Here is a 20,407-nt window from a genome sequence, read left to right as displayed (position 1 = left end):
AGAATTATATAGAAGAAACAGAGGACGCCCGGGTTCACCTGCGGCGTCTTTGCCGCGCGGACAGGAGGGCTTCACCAGCTTATGATATACTTGGGGGTGAATGTCACAACGATGTCAAGACGAATGAGGGTTCCCATTATGCCCAAAAAGATAACCTGCCAGCCATCCTATGGATGCTGAACACGGGCGGGAAGCTGACCGCGCAGCAGATCGCCGAGAGGTTAGAGCTGAATATCCGCAGCGTATAGCGCTTATGTTGATCCGCAATTATAGCGACACCATTAGGATCTGGCTCAATCCCGTAACCACAACGTTAGGGGTGGTTACTGCCTTACCTGACAAGGAGATCACCACACTGACCTTCCTTCCGGGCAATGACCCGGAGAACGAATTCAAGATTACCGGCGATAATCATCTTAGCGACCTGCTGAACCGGCTCTCCAGCCTGCAAGTGAAGGAGAAGACCAAAAGTGACCACAAAGGGCCCGATCACTTCGACTCCATATGGCTAGACGTCCAGGGCAGCATAAGAGTGATTCTGAATGTCTCCGAAGATAAGAAGGAGCTGCTTCTGCTGAAAATTAGCAAGGATAACACCACCAGCCGCTGGTATGCTGTCCTGAACCAACAGGAGCTGGAGCAGATCCTCGGCTTGATTAAGGAAAGGGTAGATTCATTCTCAAATTAGTGACTAATAGACCCGCAGGATACCGTGAATTTCATACTAGTTGTCTGCACTACATTTCCTTCAATTTCAATGGAACCATCTTCTACGAAGACTGGGATTTCAAGTGTTGATATCAATTTTGTCCAGAACTTAACGGCTTTTAGATTCAATTTGAACATCCCTACCTCGTAACGGCCCGAATATAGTTTGAAGATTTGCATGACAGCATCTTTGGCTATATCCGTGCCTCTATACTTGGGCAATACAAACAGCTCTTGCACCGAATAGTCCACTTCTTCTGCAACATAAGGAGGGGAGGTGACCAGAACAAATCCGACGATTGTTTCATTAAATGTGATGAAGTAAGGATATAACCTTTCGTCCCTATAATAGGGTGAGATATCTTCCATTACGAAGGTGCCCTCTGTTCCAATATCCTCCCGTGAGTAAGCAGAGAGCTCATAGAGATAGTAATTAAATAAGTTCGCAAATGCTTCTTTGTTTGTAGCTGTTATTCGTTGAATTGTGGTCATCATAGTAACCTCCATATATTATTCTCTTCTCAGTGTCCTGAGTTCTTCAGACGACAAACTGAAGGTGAGCAAACCATTGTAGTGCATACGCTAATAAGGAGTGGGGAGAAGGGGGTGAACGGTGTGCGGTCCCAGTCCGCATACTGATGCTCGATACGAAATCCGTAACGGGTCAGTAACTCCGTCAGCTCCGCGTATGTTGTAAACCGGCAGTCGATCCGGGACTCTGTCCGCTTATAGCCCCAATCGCGAAAGGTTACCCAGTGCATGATGGAACGTTCCGCATCGTAGGTCTGTGTGCCCGATACCTTGACTACGTTGCCGTCTGAATCAATGAATTGGCCCCATTCCGTCTCCCTTTCATCGGACAGGTCAGTTCCTGCGGGATTGCGCATCTCGAAGATCAGACGTCCTCCGGGCTCCAGATGATTGTAGACTGTACCGAGTAAGGCGGCTTGATCCTCATCACTCAAAAATGCCTGAAACGCATTCCCCGTCAAATAAATCATAGCGAACTTCTTATCGGAACGGAAGGTTCGCGCATCAGCTTCAATAAACGCTACAGGCAAGTTCCCGGCCTTCACCCTCGCATAAGCCAGCATAGAGGAAGCAATATCGACGCCAGTCATTACTATTCCCGCCTGAGCCAGCGGCAGCGTCGTCAATCCGGTACCGCAAGCCAGCTCCATAACCTCTCCGGCAGACGCCTTGGCCCATTCCAGATAGAACTGATATTTCCGTGTCTCCCCGCCGAACTCCAGATCATAGTTGATCGGGTCCCGGTACTCTTCCAGATTGTTGTGCGCAGTCAATGCCAGCTCCTCCTTGCCAATACAATATAAGTGCATAATGGTAAGATAGCATAGCTGTTAATAGGGGGGGGATGGAACTGTTGATTATAGCCGTTTTTTATTGATAGGATGGAAAGGAAATGATTAGGAAGGTGAGAGGAGCCTATATGACATTATCCAGATGCCTTAAGCTTTTAATGACATTGTTTTTTGTATTATTGATCTTTACATCCTGCCAAAATAAAGAGGAAGAGAAAGCAGGTGAATTTATTTCTTTACATGAATTAAAGAGCTTATCTGAAAAGGGAACCCTACTAAGCTGGAATGACTTCGACAAGTATCCGTTCGAGGATACCGGTTCAGGAGTGTATATAAGAAAGTACCAAATAGAAGGGGGCGGGCAGCTGCTGGTTAGAGGAAAAAGCCTGGAACATCAGCCTGAACAGATGTCTATTGTTGAGCCAAACGGTAAGGAACGGGAGTTCACATCAGAGATTGTGAGCGAAATATATGGCCTGAAGTGAAAGAGTAAGCGTTAGACTTAAGGAAATATGTTCAGCTTACATAGCTTCACCGACAGCAGTTGTCAGTGAAGCTTTTTTATTATAGAGATAGTCATTCTTGGATAGCAAGGTTTAAATCTGAAGCGACAAAGGAATTGGGGTTCGGGGTGGGGTACTCATTACCTAATTACTACGCATAGCTTGCCAGCTTCCATCGTAAAGGTTAATTAACTTAAATGGACCCATAAGGAGGATAATGACGTGTCTGTTCCCGCTGCTTCCAGATCATTGCTATGGTGGTGTGCCGTGTTGACGGTGACTATCCTCTTTGGCGTTGTTGTCTACCGGACAGGGTCCGCCCTGGATCACAACCATCAGCTGCGTAATGATTTCTCAGCTGCGGCACCAGCCAGTCCCTATCAACAAGGCATTCCGCTGGAGCAGATGGATCTGAGCATGTATAGCTCTTATTTTCCCGGTATATCTGGAGAGCCTGCCTATTCGATAACGCATTTTGTAGAAGCGCCTGTGTCTCTGCAATATTATAGTGAGATTCCAAGCAAGGATACGGCGGTTGCCCTACATATCCCCAAGGGGACGGCCATTGAGGCCATTCCGCAGTATTCCCCGGAATCTTCATTCTATGAGTTAGGGTACGGGTATACCAGCTATCCTACGTATGAGAAGGGGTGGCGGTATGTCCGGCCGTTCAAGACGGCAGAGGCGGCAAGCCCTGGACTGGGCGAGGAGTATTATTATATTAGAATAGATAGCATAGAGGCTGTAATGAAATCAGCGATTAGAGCAAACAAGCCTTTTCTCACTGTGGTACGTCAGGAATATTGGACCCTGAACCGGGGGGCGCATGCCTTCGCACGGCTTATTGACGAGGCACTGTATCAGAATGGAGCGTACCTGTCGCCGGATCTGTTCCACCGGACCTTTGACCGCTGGAATATGATGCTGCTGGGGGCTGTGGTGGTGATCACCATTGTCCTGCTAAGGCTAAGCTCATGGTTCCCCCCGAATCCGAAGATAGCATGAGAGTGTTCGCAACATAGCCCCTCCAGGCAGCATAGACTTGGAATCTCATGAGGTCATGGTTCCGGTTATGTCTGCTGAAGGGGCTATTCGTTGTTCATACGGATGACCTTACTGCCAGCCGCTTATTTCAGTGCCCCTTCGGTCAGGCCGGCCACGATATAGCGGTGGAAGAAGAGGTAGACAATAATCATCGGGAGCGTAATCATCGCCAGTGCGGAGAACAGCAGCTTATAGTCGGTCATATAGCGGCTGGAGAAGGCCAGCAGACCCACCGGAATCGTCTTCAGGGAGTCGTCTTGGATGTACAGCATGGCCAGCAGCAGCTCATTCCAGGCATTCAGCGCAGAGAAGATCCCCACGGTGGCCATATTCGGAATCAAGAGCGGAAGAATGATTCTGCCGTACATCCGCCAGTCGCCACAGCCGTCAATCCGGGCAGCCTCCAGCAGCTCTTTCGGGATCGAGTCCAAGTAAGCCTTGAGCAGGAAGATGGCCAGCGGCAGTCCGGTGCCGATATAAGGGAGGATTAAGCCCATATAAGAATCCTTCAGATTCAGCTGCTCAAAAATATAGCTCTGGGCAATGAAAAAGGATTGCAGCGGCATGAACAGTCCGAAGACGAACAGCAGCATCAGCAGGCTGCTGCCGCGGAAGCGCAGCTTGCTGAAGGCGAAGGCTGCGAGGCTGGCGAAGAGCAGAATGCCCGCAACCGTGACCGAGGTGACAATTACACTGTTGCTGGCGTAGGTGCTCATATTGCCGACCGTCCAGGCTTTGGACCAGTTCTGCAGATTAATCTGTTCCGGCAGCGCGAACGGAGAGGAGAAGATCTCCCGGTTCTCCCGGAAGGAAGAGAGAATAAGCCAGAGGATCGGGTAGGCATAGAAGCAGGAAATGACGATCATGAACAGATAATACAGGATATGCGGGAACGGTCTGCGGCTGGCGGCTTCCCCGCTGTTATAGGAGTTTTTCTTGATATCCAGGGCCGTGGTCGTCAAGGGATACACCTCACTTTCTCATAATGTCACAGTTTACATGCTCCGGGTTCCCCGCTAATACTCCAGTACACCGTCGTCCTTCTTCTTCATTTTGCCGGCCACAAGCCCGATCACCGCGATTACAATCGTCATAATGACAGCCAGCGCGGAGCCGTAGCCGATGCTCATATGGGTAAAGACGACTTTGACCAGATAGGTGGTCACGATCTCGGTTGAATTGTACGGTCCGCCGTTAGTCATTACATAGAACAGATCGAAGGACTGGAAGCCGGTGAGCACACACAGCATGATGCCTGTCTCCACCAGATTGCGGATCATAGGGACTTTGATCTTGAAGAAGATCTGTGCTTCCCCTGCGCCGTCCAGATAGGCCGATTCGTAGACTTCTTTGGAGATGCGCTGGATTCCGGAATAAAAGATGGTCATATAAAAGCCTGCGTACACCCAGCCGGACACGATACAGATGGCATACAGCGCGGTATCGGGGTTGCCCAGCCAGACACGGGTCCAGCTCTCCAGGCCAATTTTCTCCAGCAGGATATTAATGAGGCCAAAATCGGAGTTATAGACGAACTTCCACAGGTAGGAGACGACAATCATCGGCAGCATGACGGGTACGAAGAAAGCGAGCCGGAAGAGTCCGCTGCCCTTGCGGCCCATCGTGATTAAGCCAGCGAGTCCGAGTCCGGCAATGACCTCAACCAGGACCGTAGCAACAATATAGATAAGCGTGTGTCCGTAAGAGTTAATGTAGACCTGGTCCTGAAAAGCGCGGATGTAATTGTCGAAGCCGGTGAAATGCATCGTGCCGATCCCGTTCCAGTCGTAGAAGCTGAAGACGAAGGTCATCAGCACGGGGACCAGAACAACGAAGCCAAACAGCAGGAGGGCGGGAGAGATGAACAGGTAGGGAGAGAGCTTATTGCTTCGGCCGGACATGGGGCCACCTCCAATTCTTGATGTACAAGGTAGTACATAATTTCGGTTTTCGGGATGAAGCCGCCTTGCGGCGGATTCACCGTTATTTTTTCAGAGGGGCAATGGTAGTCTCCAGCTCAGCCAGAGCAGCTTCAGGGGACTCCGCGCCTCCGATAACCTTAGAGGTGGCCATATTAAGCGCGTTGGCGACCTCAATGGAATAGCCGGTATCGGGCGGCGACACAAGCACCGGGGCATTCTCCATCAGATCGTTCAACTCCAGCGAGAGCGGAAGCATGGTCTTCTTGTCGATCCCGTCTTTGGTAATAGGCACAGCACCGGCGTCTGAGAGCTTCTTCGAGGATTCGGGGGAGCTGTAGAGCTTCATGAATTCAATGGCCTCGTCGATCAGCTTGGAGTTCTTATTGACTACCATTCCGTTCAACACACCGATTACGCTCTCCTGATTGCCCTTGCCGTCCGGCATGGCCGGTGTATTGAAGTAGCCCAGCTCAAGGTCAGGGGTTTCTTCCACAGCGGTTGCGGCCAGCCAGCTGCCGATCGGATGCATAGCACCGCTGCCGTTCAGGAACAGCATATCCGCTTCGCTGTCGCTTGCGGCAGTAATATTGTCATTAATATAGCCCTTATCCCAGAGCTCCTTCACATAACCATAGGCTTTGACGAAATCAGGGGAATTGAACGGCTGCTTGAGCTGCATAGCCTCGCTGTAGGCGTCCTCGCCCACAACACGTGAGAGGATATGGGCGACCCAGTTGCCTGCCGTCCACAGATCGGAGTTGCCGATGACGAGCGGGGTGATGCCTGCCTGCTTAATAGTCTCGCATACCTTCAGGAATTCCTCCCAGGTGGCTGGCGGCTGAAGGCCCAGATCATTGAACATCTTTTTATTGTAAAAGATTACGTTCGTCACATCGCCCGCAGTGGGAATCATATACGTCTTGCCGTCGATCACCATCCCATTGAAGGTACCTTCGGCGAACATATCCTTCAGTCCGGAGCTCTCAAGCTGTCCGGTAATATCTGCGGCATAACCATCCGTGACTCGGGTCTGCAGACGCTGTCCGGCCCATTCGAAGTACAGGTCAGGAGCGTTCTTGCCGCTTAGCAGATTGGGCAATCCAATCGTCTGATACGTGTCATCGTCCTGATAGTTGAATTCCACCTTCATCCCCTGATGCTGTGCCTCGAACTCCTTGCCGATCGTCTCCCAGACCTTGATCAAGCCTTCGCCGGGCGAGCCCATAGCAATCCGGAGGGTATCCTGTTTAGCACCGGACCCGCCGTTATTGGCTGAGCTGTCATTAGAGGCTGCGGAAGAGCAGCCCGTCAAGGCGGTAACCAGCAGCGTTGAGACCAGTGCAATATTCCTTTTGTTCATTTGTTCATCGCTCCTTCGATTTGTATGGGCCAATAAGCTGATGCGACTACGCGATTCCCTCTTCTCCCTGCTCTCCCTTTCGCCTTCACACTCCCGTATGTAATATTACTTAACTCAATTAAGTGAGGTATTTCCGGTTTGGTCTAAGATTTGTTGGGAAAAAGATAATTTGTAGTAACAATATAGTTTTCATTATTAAGTATAGCCAAGGACCTGTCAATTGTTTTTTAGGCAAAAAGACAGAGAAAATTCATTATTAACAGAAAATGAACAGAGTATAACTCTTCCTGCGTAAAAATTTGTAAGCGCAAACAACGTTGATATGACAAGGAAATATACGATGTTATGGGAGGATGTGGAAAATGGGGTGCGAATGTAGAACCTGCATAATAAATGTGTTGACAATTTGTTATGATTAAAAATAGAATGTGTGTAAATGTTACTACAACAACATTGTTGAGCTGACATGGAGGTGACATTGGTTAGGGTTGTTTCGGAGCCAGATTTATCGCGTTAACGATTAAACTTTGAGGAGGAATGCATATGAAGTTCAGATGGAAGCAGATGCTCGGAGTATTCGCCGTCGTGTCATCCGTGGCATTGACAGGTGTGTCCACGGTGTCGGCAGAAACCGCCGAGAAGATTCCTGCATGGGCCGCTGAGGAAATCGCCTCGTGGAAGGAGCTGGGGCTGCTGAAGGGGAATCCGGATGGCCTTGTGCTCCCGAATGAGGGAATCCGCAAAACAGAATTCGCCGCGTTGATTAACCGGATCTTTAATTTCAGTGAGGAGAGCGGCCAGAGCTTCAGCGATGTTCCTAAGACGGCCTGGTACGCCTCTGACATCAGCAAGGCGGTTGCAGCCGGTGCTCTTATCGGCGATGGCGGAGGGAAGATCCAGCCGCTGGAGATCCTGACCCGTGAGCAGGCAGCGCTGATGCTCAGCAGAGTATTCCATGTTGCCGCATCAGGAAATTCATATGCCCCGTTCACAGATGATGCCCTTATTGCCGGCTGGTCCAAGGAAGCGGTCTATGCGATGAAGGAGGCCGGTTATGTAGCGGGCACACCGCAAGGCGCATTCCAGCCGAAGAAGGCATTGACGCGGGCCGAGGCGGTGAAGATGATGAACAATGCCATGGGAACCCTGGTGGCAGACGGGGGAGAGCATTCAGGCATCTCCGGCAGCAACCTGATCGTTAACACAGCGGGAGGTACGTTATCCGGTCTGAAGCTCTCAGGGAATGTATATATTACTCCCGGCGTTGGCGAAGGGAATCTGAGCCTCAATAACGCAGCGGTTGAAGGCGTCGTCTACATCAACGGCGGCGGTGTGAACAGCATTACGCTGACAGACAGTCAAGTGGGCAGCATTGTGATCAGCAAGCCTGCTTCTCCGGTAAGAGTAATCCTCAAGGGGAAGACCACTGCCGGGAAGATAGATGTAACCTCGGGTGCCAGAATTGTTAACGAATCCGGCCAGCCGATAAGTACCATGAACTTGCTTACGCGGACTTCCGATGCTGTCTCCATGTCAGGGGATGTCAATGAATTGAATGTAGCTGCACCGGCGGGCTTCACGCTGGAGAGCGGCCGGATTGGCAGCTTCAACCTCTCCCTTAAGGCAGGCGGCTCAACAATTAAGCTGAACACAGGCAGTGTTGTCACGAAAATGACCTTGAACGGTGCCGCAATGATCACCGGTGAAGGAACAATCGCCGAAGCGGTGGTCAATGGAGAAGGGGTGTCTTTCCCGGTCAAGCCGGACAAGCTGACGGTCAATGCTGCCAAGGTAACGATAGGCGGACAAGATTATGACGCTTCAGGACATCTTATCAATCCTGCAGCCGGCAACCCGGGAGGATCGGGTTCAAGCGGCGGCACAGGAACTCCGGCTCCAACTCCAGCGCCAACCTCATCGCTGAATCCAACCCCTAGCCCGGGTACGGGGAATCCAACGCCTACACCGACACCAAAACCAACGCCAACACCGACGCCAAAACCAACGCCAACGCCAGAGCCCAAGGCTGCCGAGCTGTACAGCTATACGGAAGCATTAAGCACGTTCAGCTCCACAGGAGCAGAAGGGCTGGCCAAGCAATACCTGACCTTCCTTCAGGACCCTTCCTACAATCCTCCGATCGCTAACAAGGATGTCGTCATGCCGGACCTTGTGAACGCCGTAACCTTTGTTAACTATGAATTTAATATCAAGCCTTCCATATTCGCTTCGATGCGGGGGATTAACACCTCTGTCTTAGACAAGACCCGGACTTATTTATGGATTGGAACAGACAGCGGAGTCACCAGAATTAATCTCGCCACGAATGAAATGACCAGTTATAACGCTCAAGGCAAGCAATTGTACGATGACAAGGTGCTGCTGCTTGTGCCGGATGAAAATACGGGGGTACTGGTGATCACACAAACCGGCGTATCGCATATCTACCAATAAGGAAGGGGAGCTTACCATGGACAAGATGAAAAGAACGGGCATGAAGATCACGGGTGGACTGCTTGCCTTAACATTATTCGTATTGCCGGCGGCGCCCGTGCTTGCGGAGAAGCTGCCTGGCTCGGCGTACTCTCCGGTTCAGCTGGAGGCTGTGCAGACCAAAGAAATGACCTATTACAAAGCCGGATCAGCTTCTATCCCGGGCAACATTGAATGGGTCACCGATACTTCAGCACTCAAATTCCTGCCGCTCTCGGTCATCGGCGATGTTACCAGTGTGGTTCTGGACGGGGGAGTCTACTGGATTGGAACGGAGACCGGCTTACAGCGGGTGGACTTCAGCGCAAGCGACACCAAGGATATTGTTCAGTATATGGCAGGACCGAGGTATCTGTATGGCGGAGACGATCATGTGACGGGACTGGCCAGTGACGGGAAGAACGGCATTTGGGTCCGTACGGCGAGCGGGGTCACGCATATTGCGATGCCGGAGAAGACGCTGCATGACAAATCGTTTATCTATGAGGATCTTGTGCAGTCGATCCTTGACCGGCGCGGCATGGTGCATGGCGCAGGCTTCACCTTCACAGAGACGGACAGCACGCTGGATGCGGTCAATTACAACTCCGCGACCGGAGTATTCACATCCACGCCTACCACCAGCGATAATGACGGTCTATGGACCGCGATGTATGCGATGGGCGAAATCTTCCGCTACAAGGCATTGCAGGAGCAGTACGGAACGAGCCCGGCTTCCGGGGAGCAGGCAGAGATTGCAGCGGCCAGAGCCGCAGCGCTTAGAGCGACCAAGGCTGTACTGCTGCTCGATTATGTCTCCGGCCGCGGCAACGGATTTCCGGCACGCTCCTATATGCTGACCAGCGAAGCCAGTGCGGCTACAGTGGATAATTCAGTGTATGGTTACCAGTCCCAGAACGGCTTCTGGTTCCAGAACTTCGTCGGGCCGGACATGATCAACCCGAATGGAATCATTCCAAGCATGCAGCGTGACGACGGAGTGGAGCCGATCGGCTATTCCATGGTCAGGGTAACCAAAGACGCCGAGAACAAAAAAGGCTCCACCCTGTTCCCGAGCGGAGGCACGGATGTGCTGAACTACAATGGACTTGGCCTTAGCCAAGCCGCCATTGACGAGCTGAACCTGACGCGTCCCGAAGGCCAGAAGCTGGGGATTGATATCAAGACCCGGGTTGGAACGTCTGTAACCGGCGCAGTGTATCAGGTGCTGCCAGTCATTACGGCCGCCACGAACAATAATGACGCCAAGGAAGACAAGACAACGGGCCTTCATAATAAGCCGCTGTTCCAGCTGACAGCTCCCGTATATGAGCAGATTCCGTCATTCTTCAATGACCTGTTCCCGGAGAGCGCCATTGTGGACGGCCACATCGACATGAACCAGATTGTGTATAAGGCCGATACTTCGGCAGATGAGGTGGATGGCCATTATGCCATGTTCTATACCGCCTATAAATATCTGATCGGGGACAGCACCGATCCTGAGCTGCTTGAGCTGAAAGCCCTCATTGAAGAAACGACGCACCGCATGACCGAGCTGATCCTGAAGGACGACCATTATTACATTGAGGACGCTACCGGCAAATCGACACAGTGGTCCAGATGGTTCGCTAAGTACTTCAACGATAGCGTTGGGACCATGGAAAAGCAGGAACAGTGGAAGTCCAAGATCGGCGTTGACGAAAAAGGGGATGATGCGCTGTCCTACGGGTACGAAGACGGCCCGCTCAACGCACTCCAGGTCATGGCTGCGCTGAAATCGGCGAGTTATATTGTCGCAGAGAGTTATCCGGCTGATTCAGCGAAGTATGAGCTGGCCTATGAGCAGGCTTTTGCCGGCAGCTACAGCAAGGAAGAGCCATACATCAACGGCAAGGGCTATATGGCGATGGCGCAGGAATATATTGAGCGCAGACTCGTCCGCCAGGCGACCAATGCTTACAGTGAGAACGATAACCAGCCGGTAACGATGAACAATGTGGGAGCCGACACTAACACCAATGCTACGCTGCATAATGACTGGACCCAATATATCAATTATTCGGATGAGGAGCTGGGCTGGTTCCCGGTGTTCATCCTGGTGACTCTTGAGCAGGATGTAGGTAGACATGCGCAGATTGTAGCCGCCTATGATCAGTGGTATTCCAATGAGGTGCGGGAGGAGAATCCGTTCTACACCTTCCTCTACCAGCTTGCGCACCCGGACAAGACCGATGTGGATCTGCAGTCGGCTGTCCGCTTCCTGTACCGTTTCCCTGAATTCCAGATTGAATTCCCGGTACAATGGGACCGTCAGGATGTCCTCTATATTGAACCGGGTGACCGCGATGATTATAAACAGACCAATTATGCACTGGCTCCGGATGAACGGCGGATCATTAAGCATAACTCCAATCCGTTCGAGAATGACAGCCAGACGACCGGTGCCAATCCGGGGTATAACTACCGTTCGGGCGGCATTGAGGCGGGTTCAGTATTCACACTGCCCTACTGGCTGGGGAGATATTTCGAGATTATTAAAGAGTAATAGGGCTAACTGAACTGGAGGTAACGGAGCCGAGCGCCCCATACAGGGGTGCTCCGTATACTCTCTGCGCTAATGCCCGTCCGGCCCTGCTTCATCCAAACTGCCGCTCAATCGTATAGCTGGGGAAGTCCCCCCGGAATACGCCGAAGCTGTACTCCAGCGGCGAGCCGTCAGCCAGATAAGTAAAAGTTCTCACCTGCAGGCAAGGGGAGCCTTCTTTGACACCCAGCAGCTTGCTGGCGGTTTTGTCCGCGAGGACCGGCTTCAGCTGCTCCACAGAGCGGTGGGCCTTCAGGTTGTATTCTGACTCCAGGAAGGAGAAAAGCGAGCCGTCCTTATAATCATTGATGAGCCCGGGGGCCAGATCCCAGGCGATATAAGTGGTTTCGTACAGGAGTGGTTCGTGATCGGCGTAGCGGAGCCGCAATAACTGGTTGACCGGAGCTTTGATAGGAATATTCAGGAATTCATTGAGCGGGATCTCGGCAGGCGTCACCTTGGCTTCGATGATCTTACTGGTGGGCTCCTTGCCGCTCATCAGTACATCTTCGGTGAAGCTGCGCTTCTGGTTAAGTTGGAGCTCTTTGCGTTTGACGAAGGTGCCCTTGCCCTGGTGCCGCTCCAGAATATCCTGCATCTCAAGCTCGCTGAGCGCGAGGCGGATGGTGGTCCGGCTGGCGGAGAACATCTCGCATAGTTCAGCCTCGGTGGGAAGCTTCTCTCCAACGGCATAGTGTCCGGATTGAATCTGCTTAAGCAGTTGTTCTTTAATATTGAAGTATAATGTATTATTTGTTCTCTTTGTCATTACAAGTGTCCTCCGATGGCAATTTGTTATATTATATCACGGAACAAGAGCCGGAGAAACCATTGTGTAACAACTGAGATTTCAAGCTGATGGAAAGCTATACATGCATAATCAGCGGAATGAAGCAAGGATATTTGTAGGAACAATGTCTGCAGCTATGAAGATTAAAATAACAATGGACCAATCAGGAGTGGAAGCTATGTATCTAGCAGGTGTAGACGGCGGCGGAAGCAAGACCATCGCTGTTATCGCCGATCATAACGGCAGGATTCTTGGGTCGGCAGTGACCGGCTGCGGCAACCATCAGATCATTGGAGTCCGGGCGGCGGTGCTCAACATTCGCGGAGCGCTGTTCGGTGCACTTGCGAAGGCAGGGGTAGGCATTGACCAGCTCGATCATGTGCAGTTCGGTCTTGCGGGCGCTGACCGCAGACCGGATATGGACAAGCTATATCCTGAGATCAGCAGTCAATTAGATCTGCGGAGCTGGGATATCGTCTGCGATACATTCGAGGGACTCCGTGCCGGGAGCCCGGATAACACTGGAGTGGTGCTTGTCTGCGGAAGCAATACGAACGCGGCCGGCCGCAACCGGCTCGGGCAGACGGTGCAGATAGGCGGCTTCGATACCCTGTTCGGTGACCGGGCCGGCGGCTTCTATCTTGCGGCGCAGGCATTCAGCAGAGCGGTGCGCTGCTGGGACGGAAGGGAGCCGTACAGCGAGCTGGTGGAACGGATACCGCAGAGACTGGGTTTTACAAGCTTCGAAGAGATGGTGGACCGTTATCTCGATGATGAGATAACAGCGGCGCCGCTGGAGCTATCACTGGTTGTTCATGAAGCGGCAGCGGCGGGGGATTGGCTCTCCCGTGAGCTGCTTAAGGACATGGGCAGAGAGTTGGGGATCGCTGCGGCGGCTGTCATCCGCAGGCTGGGCGGCTTCGAAGACGAAGCGGTGCCGGTCGTCCTGACCGGGAGCATCCTGCAATCGGGCAGAAGTCCGCTGCTGCTGGATGCACTGCTCGAGGCAGTGTGGGCGGAGCATCCCCGCTGCACACTGGTCATTCCGGAGCTGCCGCCTGTATTCGGTGCCGTGATGCTGGCGATGGACCGGCTTGGCATTCCTGTAACCAGTGCAATACTAGAGCAATTCAAGAGAGATGGAGGAAATCACAGATGAAGAAGAAGCACTTGAAGCTTGCAGTGATCGGAGGAGGTTCCTCCTATACGCCGGAGCTGGTGGAGGGCCTGATCCGGTACCATGATGAATTTCCCGTGGCTGAGCTGTATCTCGCCGATATTGAGGCGGGGGCGGCCAAGCTGGCCATCATAGGCGAGCTTGCCCAGCGGATGATCGAGGCAAGCGGCAAGCCGATCCGGCTACATACGACACTGGACCGGCGCGAGGCGATCCGCGGTGCGGATTTCGTGGCCACACAGATCCGTGTCGGCATGCTGGATGCACGCTCCAGAGATGAGAAGATCCCGCTGGCCTATCATCTCATCGGTCAGGAGACCACCGGAGCGGGCGGGTTCGCCAAGGCGCTGCGCACCATTCCGGTCATTCTGGATATCTGCCGGGATATCGAGGAGCTGGCGCCGGATGCGTTCATGATTAACTTCACCAATCCGGCCGGTATCATTACGGAAGCGGTCTCCAAGCATTCCCGGGTCAAGTCTGTGGGGCTATGCAATCTGCCGATCAGCACCAAGATGCAGATCGCTGAGCTGTATGGAGTTCCGCAAGCGGAGATGTTCATTGAGATTGTCGGCATCAATCACCTCAACTGGACAACCCGGGTGATGATGCAGGGTGAGGATGTGACGGAGGACTTCTTGAACAAGCTGGCCGGGGCCAAGGGGCCATCCATGGCCAACATCCCTGATCTGGAGTGGGATTCCGAATTCATTCAGTCTGTGGGTGCGCTGCCTTGTCCGTATCACCGTTACTATTATATGAAGGAAGAGATGTACCGGGAGATCTCAGAGCATTATCAGGAGACAGGCAAAACACGCGCCGATGACGTAAAGGAAGTGGAAGCTGAGCTGTTCGAGATCTACAAGCAGCCTGAAGTCAACAGCAAGCCGGCGCAACTAGAGAAGCGCGGCGGCGCCTACTATTCAGAAGCCGCCGTTCAATTGATGAAGTCGATCTATAACGACACCGGCGACATCCAGACCGTCAATGTGCGTAATCAGGGGATCATTCCTGATCTGCCCGCCGATGTCTCCATCGAGATCAACTGCGTCATCAAATCCGACGGCCCGCACGCACTCGCCCCCACCAAGCCCCTCCCTCCCCAGATCCGGGGCCTGCTGCAGGTCGTGAAGGCTTATGAGGAGCTGACGATCGAGGCCGCCGTCAGAGGAGATTACGCCTCTGCCCTGCAAGCCCTCACCATCCACCCCCTCGTAGGCGACGAGCACCTCGCCAAGGAAGTCCTGGCGGACATTCTGGAGCAGAATGCTGATTATTTGCCGCAGTTTCGGGTGCGGGTGAGATAAGGGATTGGAAGTTTGCACTGCATCAACAGCCTTCATCAACAGCGCCAACCCGCTGCTGATGGGGGCTGTTGTTATGTATGAGGAAGAATATGGCGCGAAGTATTGTATATTTGTAAAATAGGTGGGGTAAAGGGAGGGAGGCCAGCTAGTCATTGCTTTTTTGGTGTGGGAGCCGGGAGGATGGGCTGAGTAGACGGAAATATAGGAGGCTAAGATGGCATTAGTACATGAATTTTATCTGATACCTGCTGTAGAGGATGCAGAACACTTATGGATGAATATAGCTGATAACTCGAAAGTCATGGATCGTGTGGTCATACATGACGACATTATTCTGTACATAAACGATACCTTGAAGTGGGTTCCAAGCAGTAATCCGGCGTTACCGGGAATGCCGACAGGTGCCGGGATTAACTATTACGGCGTGACTCTTTTCGATCAGCATTCGGCGGCTGCCTTGCACAGGATCTTCTCCGCTTGGAGAGACCTATTCCTGAATTCACCACAAGTGTTAGAGCTCACCGGAGAATTCTATACGGTTGAGGGCGAAGAGCAGTCTGGGCAGTATGAACGATTGATCTACGAGCGGCATGAGGTTATTGAGCAGTTTGAAAAGATGATTTCATTTGCGGATAAGCTTTTTGAAGGAGGGTTTTATTTGTTTCATTGCGGGATTTAGCTTTGCTTGTTATGGTGAGTCCATAGATAACTGAAAGCTGGTGGAAGCGTGAACGTAACTCAATCGATAAGCTTCATTGATCAGGAATTATCTCAGACGTTAAGTGATTATCAAGACTGGTTTAATTTGAAGTCCGACGTACTATCCTACAAACCGCAGGTTGGATGGAGTATTGAACAAATATTGGAGCATGTAACCTTAACCAATCACTTTTTGTTGATTCTCATTCGAAAAGGGATGCGGAAAGCCATTGAACTCTCCAAAAAGAAAGATCTACGCGCAGTGATTGAGTCCCGTCCAATTAATCTACAAGAGCTTGATGCAATAGCGAAGCATAAGGCTTTTGAATGGATCAGACCTGAGCATATGGAGCCTACAGGAGACAAAGAACTAGGGAAAATTAGAGCATTACTGGAAGAGCAGATTAGCGAATGCAGAGAGCTTTTGAAGGAGCTGGAAAACGGAGAGGGCCTACTCTACACAACCACAATGACGGTAAACAACCTGGGGAAGCTTGATGTGTATCAATATATCTATTTCCTGTGTCAGCATGCCAAGCGGCATATTGTGCAAATGCAGAGGGTTATGGATGAGTATATAGAGGCATAGGGACTGGGGGATTTATCATGAAAAAAATAAAGATACTACTCCTGGTAATTGTTCTGATGGCTTGCGCCTTAGGATTAGCTGGATTAAAAATATTCAAAGATAAAATAACGAGCGAAGTAAAAACATACTTAATAGAAGAACGAGGGTATAACCCTAATGATATATATGAGATTTATACTCAAATTGGTAAAGCTCCTCTGGTGAGTACAACCGTTATTTTTGAAGATGATAGAAGCTCCAGATATTTGTATCGTAAAGAAAATGGAAAGATATATCAATATAGTAGGGCACCCGTTCAAGGTGTGGACGATGGAACAAAACGATATAAGCATATTGAGGAGTGAAAAGAAGAGACCTTTCGCAAAGCCGATCAGATTATCCGTAGTGATACCAGTAAAATATTAAGCATACAATTGAACAAGCTCTCAAATATTTGTACGGAGGAATATCATGAAAAGATTGATAGGGGTTTCTCTATTGATACTATTGACCGCTTGCTCAAATCCTCAAGAATCTAACCCAACAAAGAAGGATATTACCTTTACCGAAATTAAATCCTCTCTAAGTAACGCAGCACCTATCTTGAAATGGAATGACCAAATTTATTTGATAACTGACGAAAAGGTATCTGCCAGTGAAGTTGAATTGGAAATCGGAAAAGTAACCAGTTACTCTATTACAAGCGAAGAAACAACACCAAACAATTTTTCGAATTATTATGATACAGGCACACCTTTTTTCATTATTAAAGAGAAAGACGAATTAAAAGAGCTAGCGATCCAAACTAGTAAAGATACCTTCGTGAAGGCAATAATTCCATTGGCAATTACCAGCTCCAATTCTGATTTCCGACTCTAACATGGTTCTAAACCAAGAGTAGCGGGCGAACATTGAAAAACCCAAAAAATGAAGACCACAATGAAAATTAATTTTAAGACATGCCCTGCATTACCTTATTTTGTTCAATCTTCATATTCGGACAGTTCTTGCATAAGTCCAGCAATTCCAGGTTTGTAGTTCAATGATTGATAATGCTCCTTACTTCCACTGTTCATGGAATTGAGCCATAAGATACTTCCATCTTTTGTTTTATGATCTAATGTAACTGCAAAACCAAACTTTTCATAAAAACATTTGTTTCGGTCTACATGTCCCCAATCAGTCCCTGAAATCCACCCGGTTACATATTTAATGGGGTAAGGGGATTTTTCGATTAAAAGAAACAATGCTCTCATAAAAGCTGAGCCATATCCTTTATTCGCATCATGAACATTCACCTGAAGATCTGCAATTTCTAGGATCTCATATTTCTTTTTATAAACGAGATACATTGATGGAGTAAAGGAGCTAACCCCTTCTTTGGAAAAGATCTTACTGCGGAGTACAATATGATGCATCTCATCGTCTGCGGGTTCCTGGAAAATAATGATCGTTTCAGAATTCGAAGTAGTCTCATTAAGTATTGGCTGCTTTCCTTGATTGCTTAACTCCTGAATCCAATAGCTTAACTCGAATTCAGTATCGTCTTTCTTCTTTAACTTTGATTTTTTTGGTTGTCCTGCGAAAATGTCATCAAATATAACTTTGAATAAATCGTTCATTTAATCGCCCCGTCCATTGATTTACTTCAATACCGATTGGGAGTAAGCTTCTGGTTTTTACAACCTCATAGATCACTTTGGTTAATTATATAATTAATGGAAAGGACATTGATATCAAAAAATTATCATAAACTCGAAAGATTATTGTTTTCTATAAAAATAATTAGCTAAGGGGCTTCTAATGAAAAGGAGTCCTTTTCTGTGTAATTTTAGGAATATCATAGATTTACATTAGGGATTGGGCTATCATCATTACATACAGAGAAATTGTGGAAAATTGAATTTGATCAACATGACGGAGGTACACATGGACGAATTAATGCAGAGAATCATTCAATTCCGTGACGACAGGGACTGGAAGCAATTCCATGATCCCAAGGATCTGGCGCTCTCAATCACGCTGGAGTCTAGCGAGCTGCTGGAGCTTTTTCAATGGAAGAACAGCCAGCAGGCGATAGAGCAACATTCCTCCGACATGCAGGACGAAATCGCGGATATTCTCATCTACACGCTAACGCTGGCTCATGATCTGGAGATCGATGTTAAGGATGCGATCCTCCAGAAGATAGACAAAAACGCGAAGAAATACCCCATATCCAGCTCCAAGGGAAGCTCACACAAAAGCACACAGCAGTGAATGAATAGGGGAGAGCTCTATGATTATCTATGAATCGACCAAGCAGCAATTTATGGATGATGTGACCGAGGATACGATTGCGGTAAAAATCCATAACCAGTACGTCCAAAAAATCGGCAGAGCCGCCATGGGCGAAATCAACGCATGGAACAATTCCATGAACTATCTATATAAAGTACTGAACACATCGGATATTCCAGATGACGTAGGAGTTGCGATTGAATATAGAATTCCAGCGACCCCGAGAAGAGTCGACTTCATGATTACAGGCTTGAATGAACAGGATCAATACTCTGTGGTCATTATTGAGCTTAAGCAGTGGACGGAAGTGGAGACGGTTGAGGATGCAGATGGACTGGTGCAAACCTATTTTAACCGGACAAAGACTAGAACGTCGCATCCATCTTACCAAGCGTGGTCTTATGCCAGGCTGATCAATGATTATAATGAGGCCGTGCAGAACGAAGCTGTACAGCTCTATCCGTGCGCTTATTTACATAACTACATTCAAACCGACAACGATCCATTATTACATCCAGTCTATGATCCATACATTGAGGAAGCACCGATCTTCTCCAAGGGAGATGCACTGAAGCTAAGAGGGTTCATCACGACCTATATTAAAAAGACCGATAGAACCCAATCACTGTACCTTATCGAGCATGGCAAAATTAAACCCTCCAAATCGTTGCAGGATTCACTCCTCAGTATGCTCCAGGGGAACCAGGAATTCATCATGATTGATGATCAGAAGGTCGTCTATGAGGAAGCTTTAAGATTAGCGAAGCAGGCCCAGTCGGAAAAAAAGCAAGTCCTGATTGTCGAAGGCGGGCCGGGGACAGGCAAGTCTGTGCTTGGCATTAATCTGCTGGTAGAACTGACGGCCCGGGAACTCGTCTGCCAATATGTCACCAAGAATAGCGCTCCGCGTTCCGTATACATGAAGAAGCTTCAGCAGAACGTGAAGAAGTCGATGATTGATAACCTGTTCAAGGGCTCAGGCGTATATTATGAAGCATTACCCGATGAATTCGATTGCCTGATTGTGGACGAAGCGCACCGCTTAAATGAGAAGTCCGGCCTGTTCAAAAATAAAGGGATTAATCAGACGATGGAGATCATCCGTGCTTCCCGGTTCTCGGTATTCTTCATTGATGAATATCAGAAGATTGCCATGCACGATGTGGGCAGCAAGGAGCAGATTAGACACTATGCGGAGCAAATGGATGCGGATATCACGGAGTTAACGCTGGCCTCCCAATTCCGTTGTAATGGTTCCGACGGATATTTGGCTTGGCTGGATGATGTGCTTGAGATTCGGGAGACGGCGAATGCCGACGGCTTTGACTTCGAATATGACATCCGGCTCTATGATGACCCAAATAAGCTGCGGGATGAAATCTTCAGCAAGAATCAGATCAATAACAAGGCCCGAATGCTCGCCGGCTACTGCTGGGACTGGAAGAGCGATGGTAAGAACAATCCTGGCGTTCCACTAAGCATTTCTATAAGCGGCACAGCTGCGTGAACTTTCTGAAATAATTACCGACATCAGGGCGTTGGAAGCGGAAACCGACGGGCTGCTGGATGAGGTGCTTAACTTATGAGTGAGTGGTATGGATGATTGCCAAAACACTGAAAAGTAAATAGAACATCGGAACTTTTAGCTGAACGGAGCGAAAAGGTTTC

20 protein-coding genes are annotated in these 20,407 nt (G+C 49.8%); 13 read left to right on the top strand and 7 right to left on the bottom strand.

What is annotated here, in order from left to right:
• The first annotated feature begins 253 nt into the window (after positions 1 to 253).
• Positions 254 to 688, top strand: a complete 435-nt coding sequence (locus tag MKX42_RS30425; protein WP_340757013.1) for a hypothetical protein — start codon at positions 254 to 256, stop codon at positions 686 to 688.
• Here MKX42_RS30425 and MKX42_RS30420 read toward each other — a convergent pair.
• Both MKX42_RS30420 and MKX42_RS30415 read right to left on the bottom strand, forming a co-directional pair.
• Complete coding sequence (locus MKX42_RS30420; protein WP_340757012.1) at positions 685 to 1,203, bottom strand: GNAT family N-acetyltransferase; 519 nt, start codon at positions 1,201 to 1,203, stop codon at positions 685 to 687. The two genes, MKX42_RS30425 and MKX42_RS30420, sit on opposite strands and share 4 nt — an antisense overlap.
• Before the next feature lie 26 nt (positions 1,204 to 1,229).
• Complete coding sequence (locus MKX42_RS30415) at positions 1,230 to 2,012, bottom strand: class I SAM-dependent methyltransferase (protein WP_340757011.1); 783 nt, start codon at positions 2,010 to 2,012, stop codon at positions 1,230 to 1,232.
• 119 nt (positions 2,013 to 2,131) lie between these two features.
• Between MKX42_RS30415 and MKX42_RS30410 the strand changes: the two genes are divergently transcribed.
• On the top strand, positions 2,132 to 2,515 hold the full coding sequence (locus MKX42_RS30410; RefSeq protein ID WP_340757009.1) for a hypothetical protein: 384 nt from the start codon (positions 2,132 to 2,134) through the stop codon (positions 2,513 to 2,515).
• A gap of 240 nt (positions 2,516 to 2,755) precedes the next feature.
• A complete protein-coding gene (locus tag MKX42_RS30405) occupies positions 2,756 to 3,538 on the top strand; it encodes a hypothetical protein (protein WP_340757008.1) in 783 nt (260 codons plus the stop codon).
• A gap of 122 nt (positions 3,539 to 3,660) precedes the next feature.
• Here the strand turns inward: MKX42_RS30405 and MKX42_RS30400 are convergent, their stop codons facing one another.
• The 3 genes from MKX42_RS30400 to MKX42_RS30390 form a co-directional block, all read right to left on the bottom strand.
• The gene (locus MKX42_RS30400) at positions 3,661 to 4,539 is read right to left on the bottom strand and encodes a carbohydrate ABC transporter permease (protein ID WP_340757007.1); all 879 of its coding nucleotides are present in this window, start codon (positions 4,537 to 4,539) and stop codon (positions 3,661 to 3,663) included.
• 54 nt (positions 4,540 to 4,593) lie between these two features.
• Positions 4,594 to 5,478, bottom strand: a complete 885-nt coding sequence (locus MKX42_RS30395) for a carbohydrate ABC transporter permease (protein WP_340757005.1) — start codon at positions 5,476 to 5,478, stop codon at positions 4,594 to 4,596.
• Positions 5,479 to 5,560: 82 nt separating this feature from the next.
• A complete protein-coding gene (locus MKX42_RS30390; protein ID WP_340757003.1) occupies positions 5,561 to 6,859 on the bottom strand; it encodes an ABC transporter substrate-binding protein in 1,299 nt (432 codons plus the stop codon).
• Positions 6,860 to 7,402: 543 nt separating this feature from the next.
• Here MKX42_RS30390 and MKX42_RS30385 point away from each other — a divergent pair.
• Both MKX42_RS30385 and MKX42_RS30380 read left to right on the top strand, forming a co-directional pair.
• Positions 7,403 to 9,313, top strand: coding sequence for an S-layer homology domain-containing protein (locus MKX42_RS30385; RefSeq protein ID WP_340757001.1), 1,911 nt, complete (start codon positions 7,403 to 7,405; stop codon positions 9,311 to 9,313).
• A gap of 16 nt (positions 9,314 to 9,329) precedes the next feature.
• Complete coding sequence (locus MKX42_RS30380) at positions 9,330 to 11,879, top strand: hypothetical protein (protein ID WP_340757000.1); 2,550 nt, start codon at positions 9,330 to 9,332, stop codon at positions 11,877 to 11,879.
• Between the two features lie 91 nt (positions 11,880 to 11,970).
• Here the strand turns inward: MKX42_RS30380 and MKX42_RS30375 are convergent, their stop codons facing one another.
• Complete coding sequence (locus MKX42_RS30375; RefSeq protein WP_340756997.1) at positions 11,971 to 12,687, bottom strand: GntR family transcriptional regulator; 717 nt, start codon at positions 12,685 to 12,687, stop codon at positions 11,971 to 11,973.
• A gap of 199 nt (positions 12,688 to 12,886) precedes the next feature.
• On the opposite strand from MKX42_RS30375, the gene MKX42_RS30370 reads away from it, so the two are divergent.
• The 6 genes from MKX42_RS30370 (at position 12,887) to MKX42_RS30345 (ending at position 17,338) form a co-directional block, all read left to right on the top strand.
• On the top strand, positions 12,887 to 13,867 hold the full coding sequence (locus MKX42_RS30370) for an N-acetylglucosamine kinase (RefSeq protein WP_340756995.1): 981 nt from the start codon (positions 12,887 to 12,889) through the stop codon (positions 13,865 to 13,867).
• Positions 13,864 to 15,192, top strand: a complete 1,329-nt coding sequence (locus MKX42_RS30365; protein ID WP_340756993.1) for a 6-phospho-beta-glucosidase — start codon at positions 13,864 to 13,866, stop codon at positions 15,190 to 15,192. The genes MKX42_RS30370 and MKX42_RS30365 overlap by 4 nt, the downstream gene beginning before the upstream one ends.
• 214 nt (positions 15,193 to 15,406) lie before the next feature.
• Positions 15,407 to 15,871, top strand: coding sequence for a hypothetical protein (locus tag MKX42_RS30360; protein WP_340756992.1), 465 nt, complete (start codon positions 15,407 to 15,409; stop codon positions 15,869 to 15,871).
• A gap of 48 nt (positions 15,872 to 15,919) precedes the next feature.
• Entirely contained in the window at positions 15,920 to 16,480 is a 561-nt protein-coding gene (locus MKX42_RS30355) for a DinB family protein (protein WP_340756990.1), read from the top strand.
• Positions 16,481 to 16,497: 17 nt separating this feature from the next.
• Complete coding sequence (locus MKX42_RS30350; protein ID WP_340756988.1) at positions 16,498 to 16,824, top strand: DUF3139 domain-containing protein; 327 nt, start codon at positions 16,498 to 16,500, stop codon at positions 16,822 to 16,824.
• A gap of 106 nt (positions 16,825 to 16,930) precedes the next feature.
• On the top strand, positions 16,931 to 17,338 hold the full coding sequence (locus MKX42_RS30345) for a hypothetical protein (protein ID WP_340756986.1): 408 nt from the start codon (positions 16,931 to 16,933) through the stop codon (positions 17,336 to 17,338).
• A 104-nt stretch (positions 17,339 to 17,442) separates the two neighbouring features.
• Here MKX42_RS30345 and MKX42_RS30340 read toward each other — a convergent pair whose 3' ends face one another.
• Positions 17,443 to 18,081, bottom strand: a complete 639-nt coding sequence (locus MKX42_RS30340) for a hypothetical protein (protein ID WP_340756984.1) — start codon at positions 18,079 to 18,081, stop codon at positions 17,443 to 17,445.
• A gap of 307 nt (positions 18,082 to 18,388) precedes the next feature.
• Between MKX42_RS30340 and MKX42_RS30335 the strand changes: the two genes are divergently transcribed.
• Both MKX42_RS30335 and MKX42_RS30330 read left to right on the top strand, forming a co-directional pair.
• On the top strand, positions 18,389 to 18,718 hold the full coding sequence (locus tag MKX42_RS30335; protein WP_340756982.1) for a nucleotide pyrophosphohydrolase: 330 nt from the start codon (positions 18,389 to 18,391) through the stop codon (positions 18,716 to 18,718).
• A gap of 19 nt (positions 18,719 to 18,737) precedes the next feature.
• Complete coding sequence (locus tag MKX42_RS30330; RefSeq protein WP_340756980.1) at positions 18,738 to 20,246, top strand: DNA/RNA helicase domain-containing protein; 1,509 nt, start codon at positions 18,738 to 18,740, stop codon at positions 20,244 to 20,246.
• Positions 20,247 to 20,407: the final 161 nt, after the last annotated feature.

This window comes from Paenibacillus sp. FSL R7-0204 (assembly GCF_038002225.1).
Classification (GTDB): Bacteria; Bacillota; Bacilli; order Paenibacillales; family Paenibacillaceae; genus Paenibacillus_AQ.
This window is presented reverse-complemented; position numbering and strand designations above follow the sequence as displayed.

Bases quoted from the DNA above. Each gene is read 5' to 3' on its own strand.
- MKX42_RS30360 (WP_340756992.1), top strand. From the start codon at position 15,407: ATGGCATTAGTACATGAATTTTATCTGATACCTGCTGTAGAGGATGCA.
- MKX42_RS30350 (WP_340756988.1), top strand. From the start codon at position 16,498: ATGAAAAAAATAAAGATACTACTCCTGGTAATTGTTCTGATGGCTTGC.
- MKX42_RS30390 (WP_340757003.1), bottom strand. From the start codon at position 6,859: ATGAACAAAAGGAATATTGCACTGGTCTCAACGCTGCTGGTTACCGCC.
- MKX42_RS30425 (WP_340757013.1), top strand. From the start codon at position 254: ATGTTGATCCGCAATTATAGCGACACCATTAGGATCTGGCTCAATCCC.
- MKX42_RS30340 (WP_340756984.1), bottom strand. From the start codon at position 18,081: ATGAACGATTTATTCAAAGTTATATTTGATGACATTTTCGCAGGACAA.
- MKX42_RS30385 (WP_340757001.1), top strand. From the start codon at position 7,403: ATGAAGTTCAGATGGAAGCAGATGCTCGGAGTATTCGCCGTCGTGTCA.
- MKX42_RS30335 (WP_340756982.1), top strand. From the start codon at position 18,389: ATGGACGAATTAATGCAGAGAATCATTCAATTCCGTGACGACAGGGAC.
- MKX42_RS30380 (WP_340757000.1), top strand. From the start codon at position 9,330: ATGGACAAGATGAAAAGAACGGGCATGAAGATCACGGGTGGACTGCTT.
- MKX42_RS30330 (WP_340756980.1), top strand. From the start codon at position 18,738: ATGATTATCTATGAATCGACCAAGCAGCAATTTATGGATGATGTGACC.
- MKX42_RS30345 (WP_340756986.1), top strand. From the start codon at position 16,931: ATGAAAAGATTGATAGGGGTTTCTCTATTGATACTATTGACCGCTTGC.
- MKX42_RS30370 (WP_340756995.1), top strand. From the start codon at position 12,887: ATGTATCTAGCAGGTGTAGACGGCGGCGGAAGCAAGACCATCGCTGTT.
- MKX42_RS30365 (WP_340756993.1), top strand. From the start codon at position 13,864: ATGAAGAAGAAGCACTTGAAGCTTGCAGTGATCGGAGGAGGTTCCTCC.
- MKX42_RS30420 (WP_340757012.1), bottom strand. From the start codon at position 1,203: ATGATGACCACAATTCAACGAATAACAGCTACAAACAAAGAAGCATTT.
- MKX42_RS30375 (WP_340756997.1), bottom strand. From the start codon at position 12,687: ATGACAAAGAGAACAAATAATACATTATACTTCAATATTAAAGAACAA.
- MKX42_RS30410 (WP_340757009.1), top strand. From the start codon at position 2,132: ATGATTAGGAAGGTGAGAGGAGCCTATATGACATTATCCAGATGCCTT.
- MKX42_RS30395 (WP_340757005.1), bottom strand. From the start codon at position 5,478: ATGTCCGGCCGAAGCAATAAGCTCTCTCCCTACCTGTTCATCTCTCCC.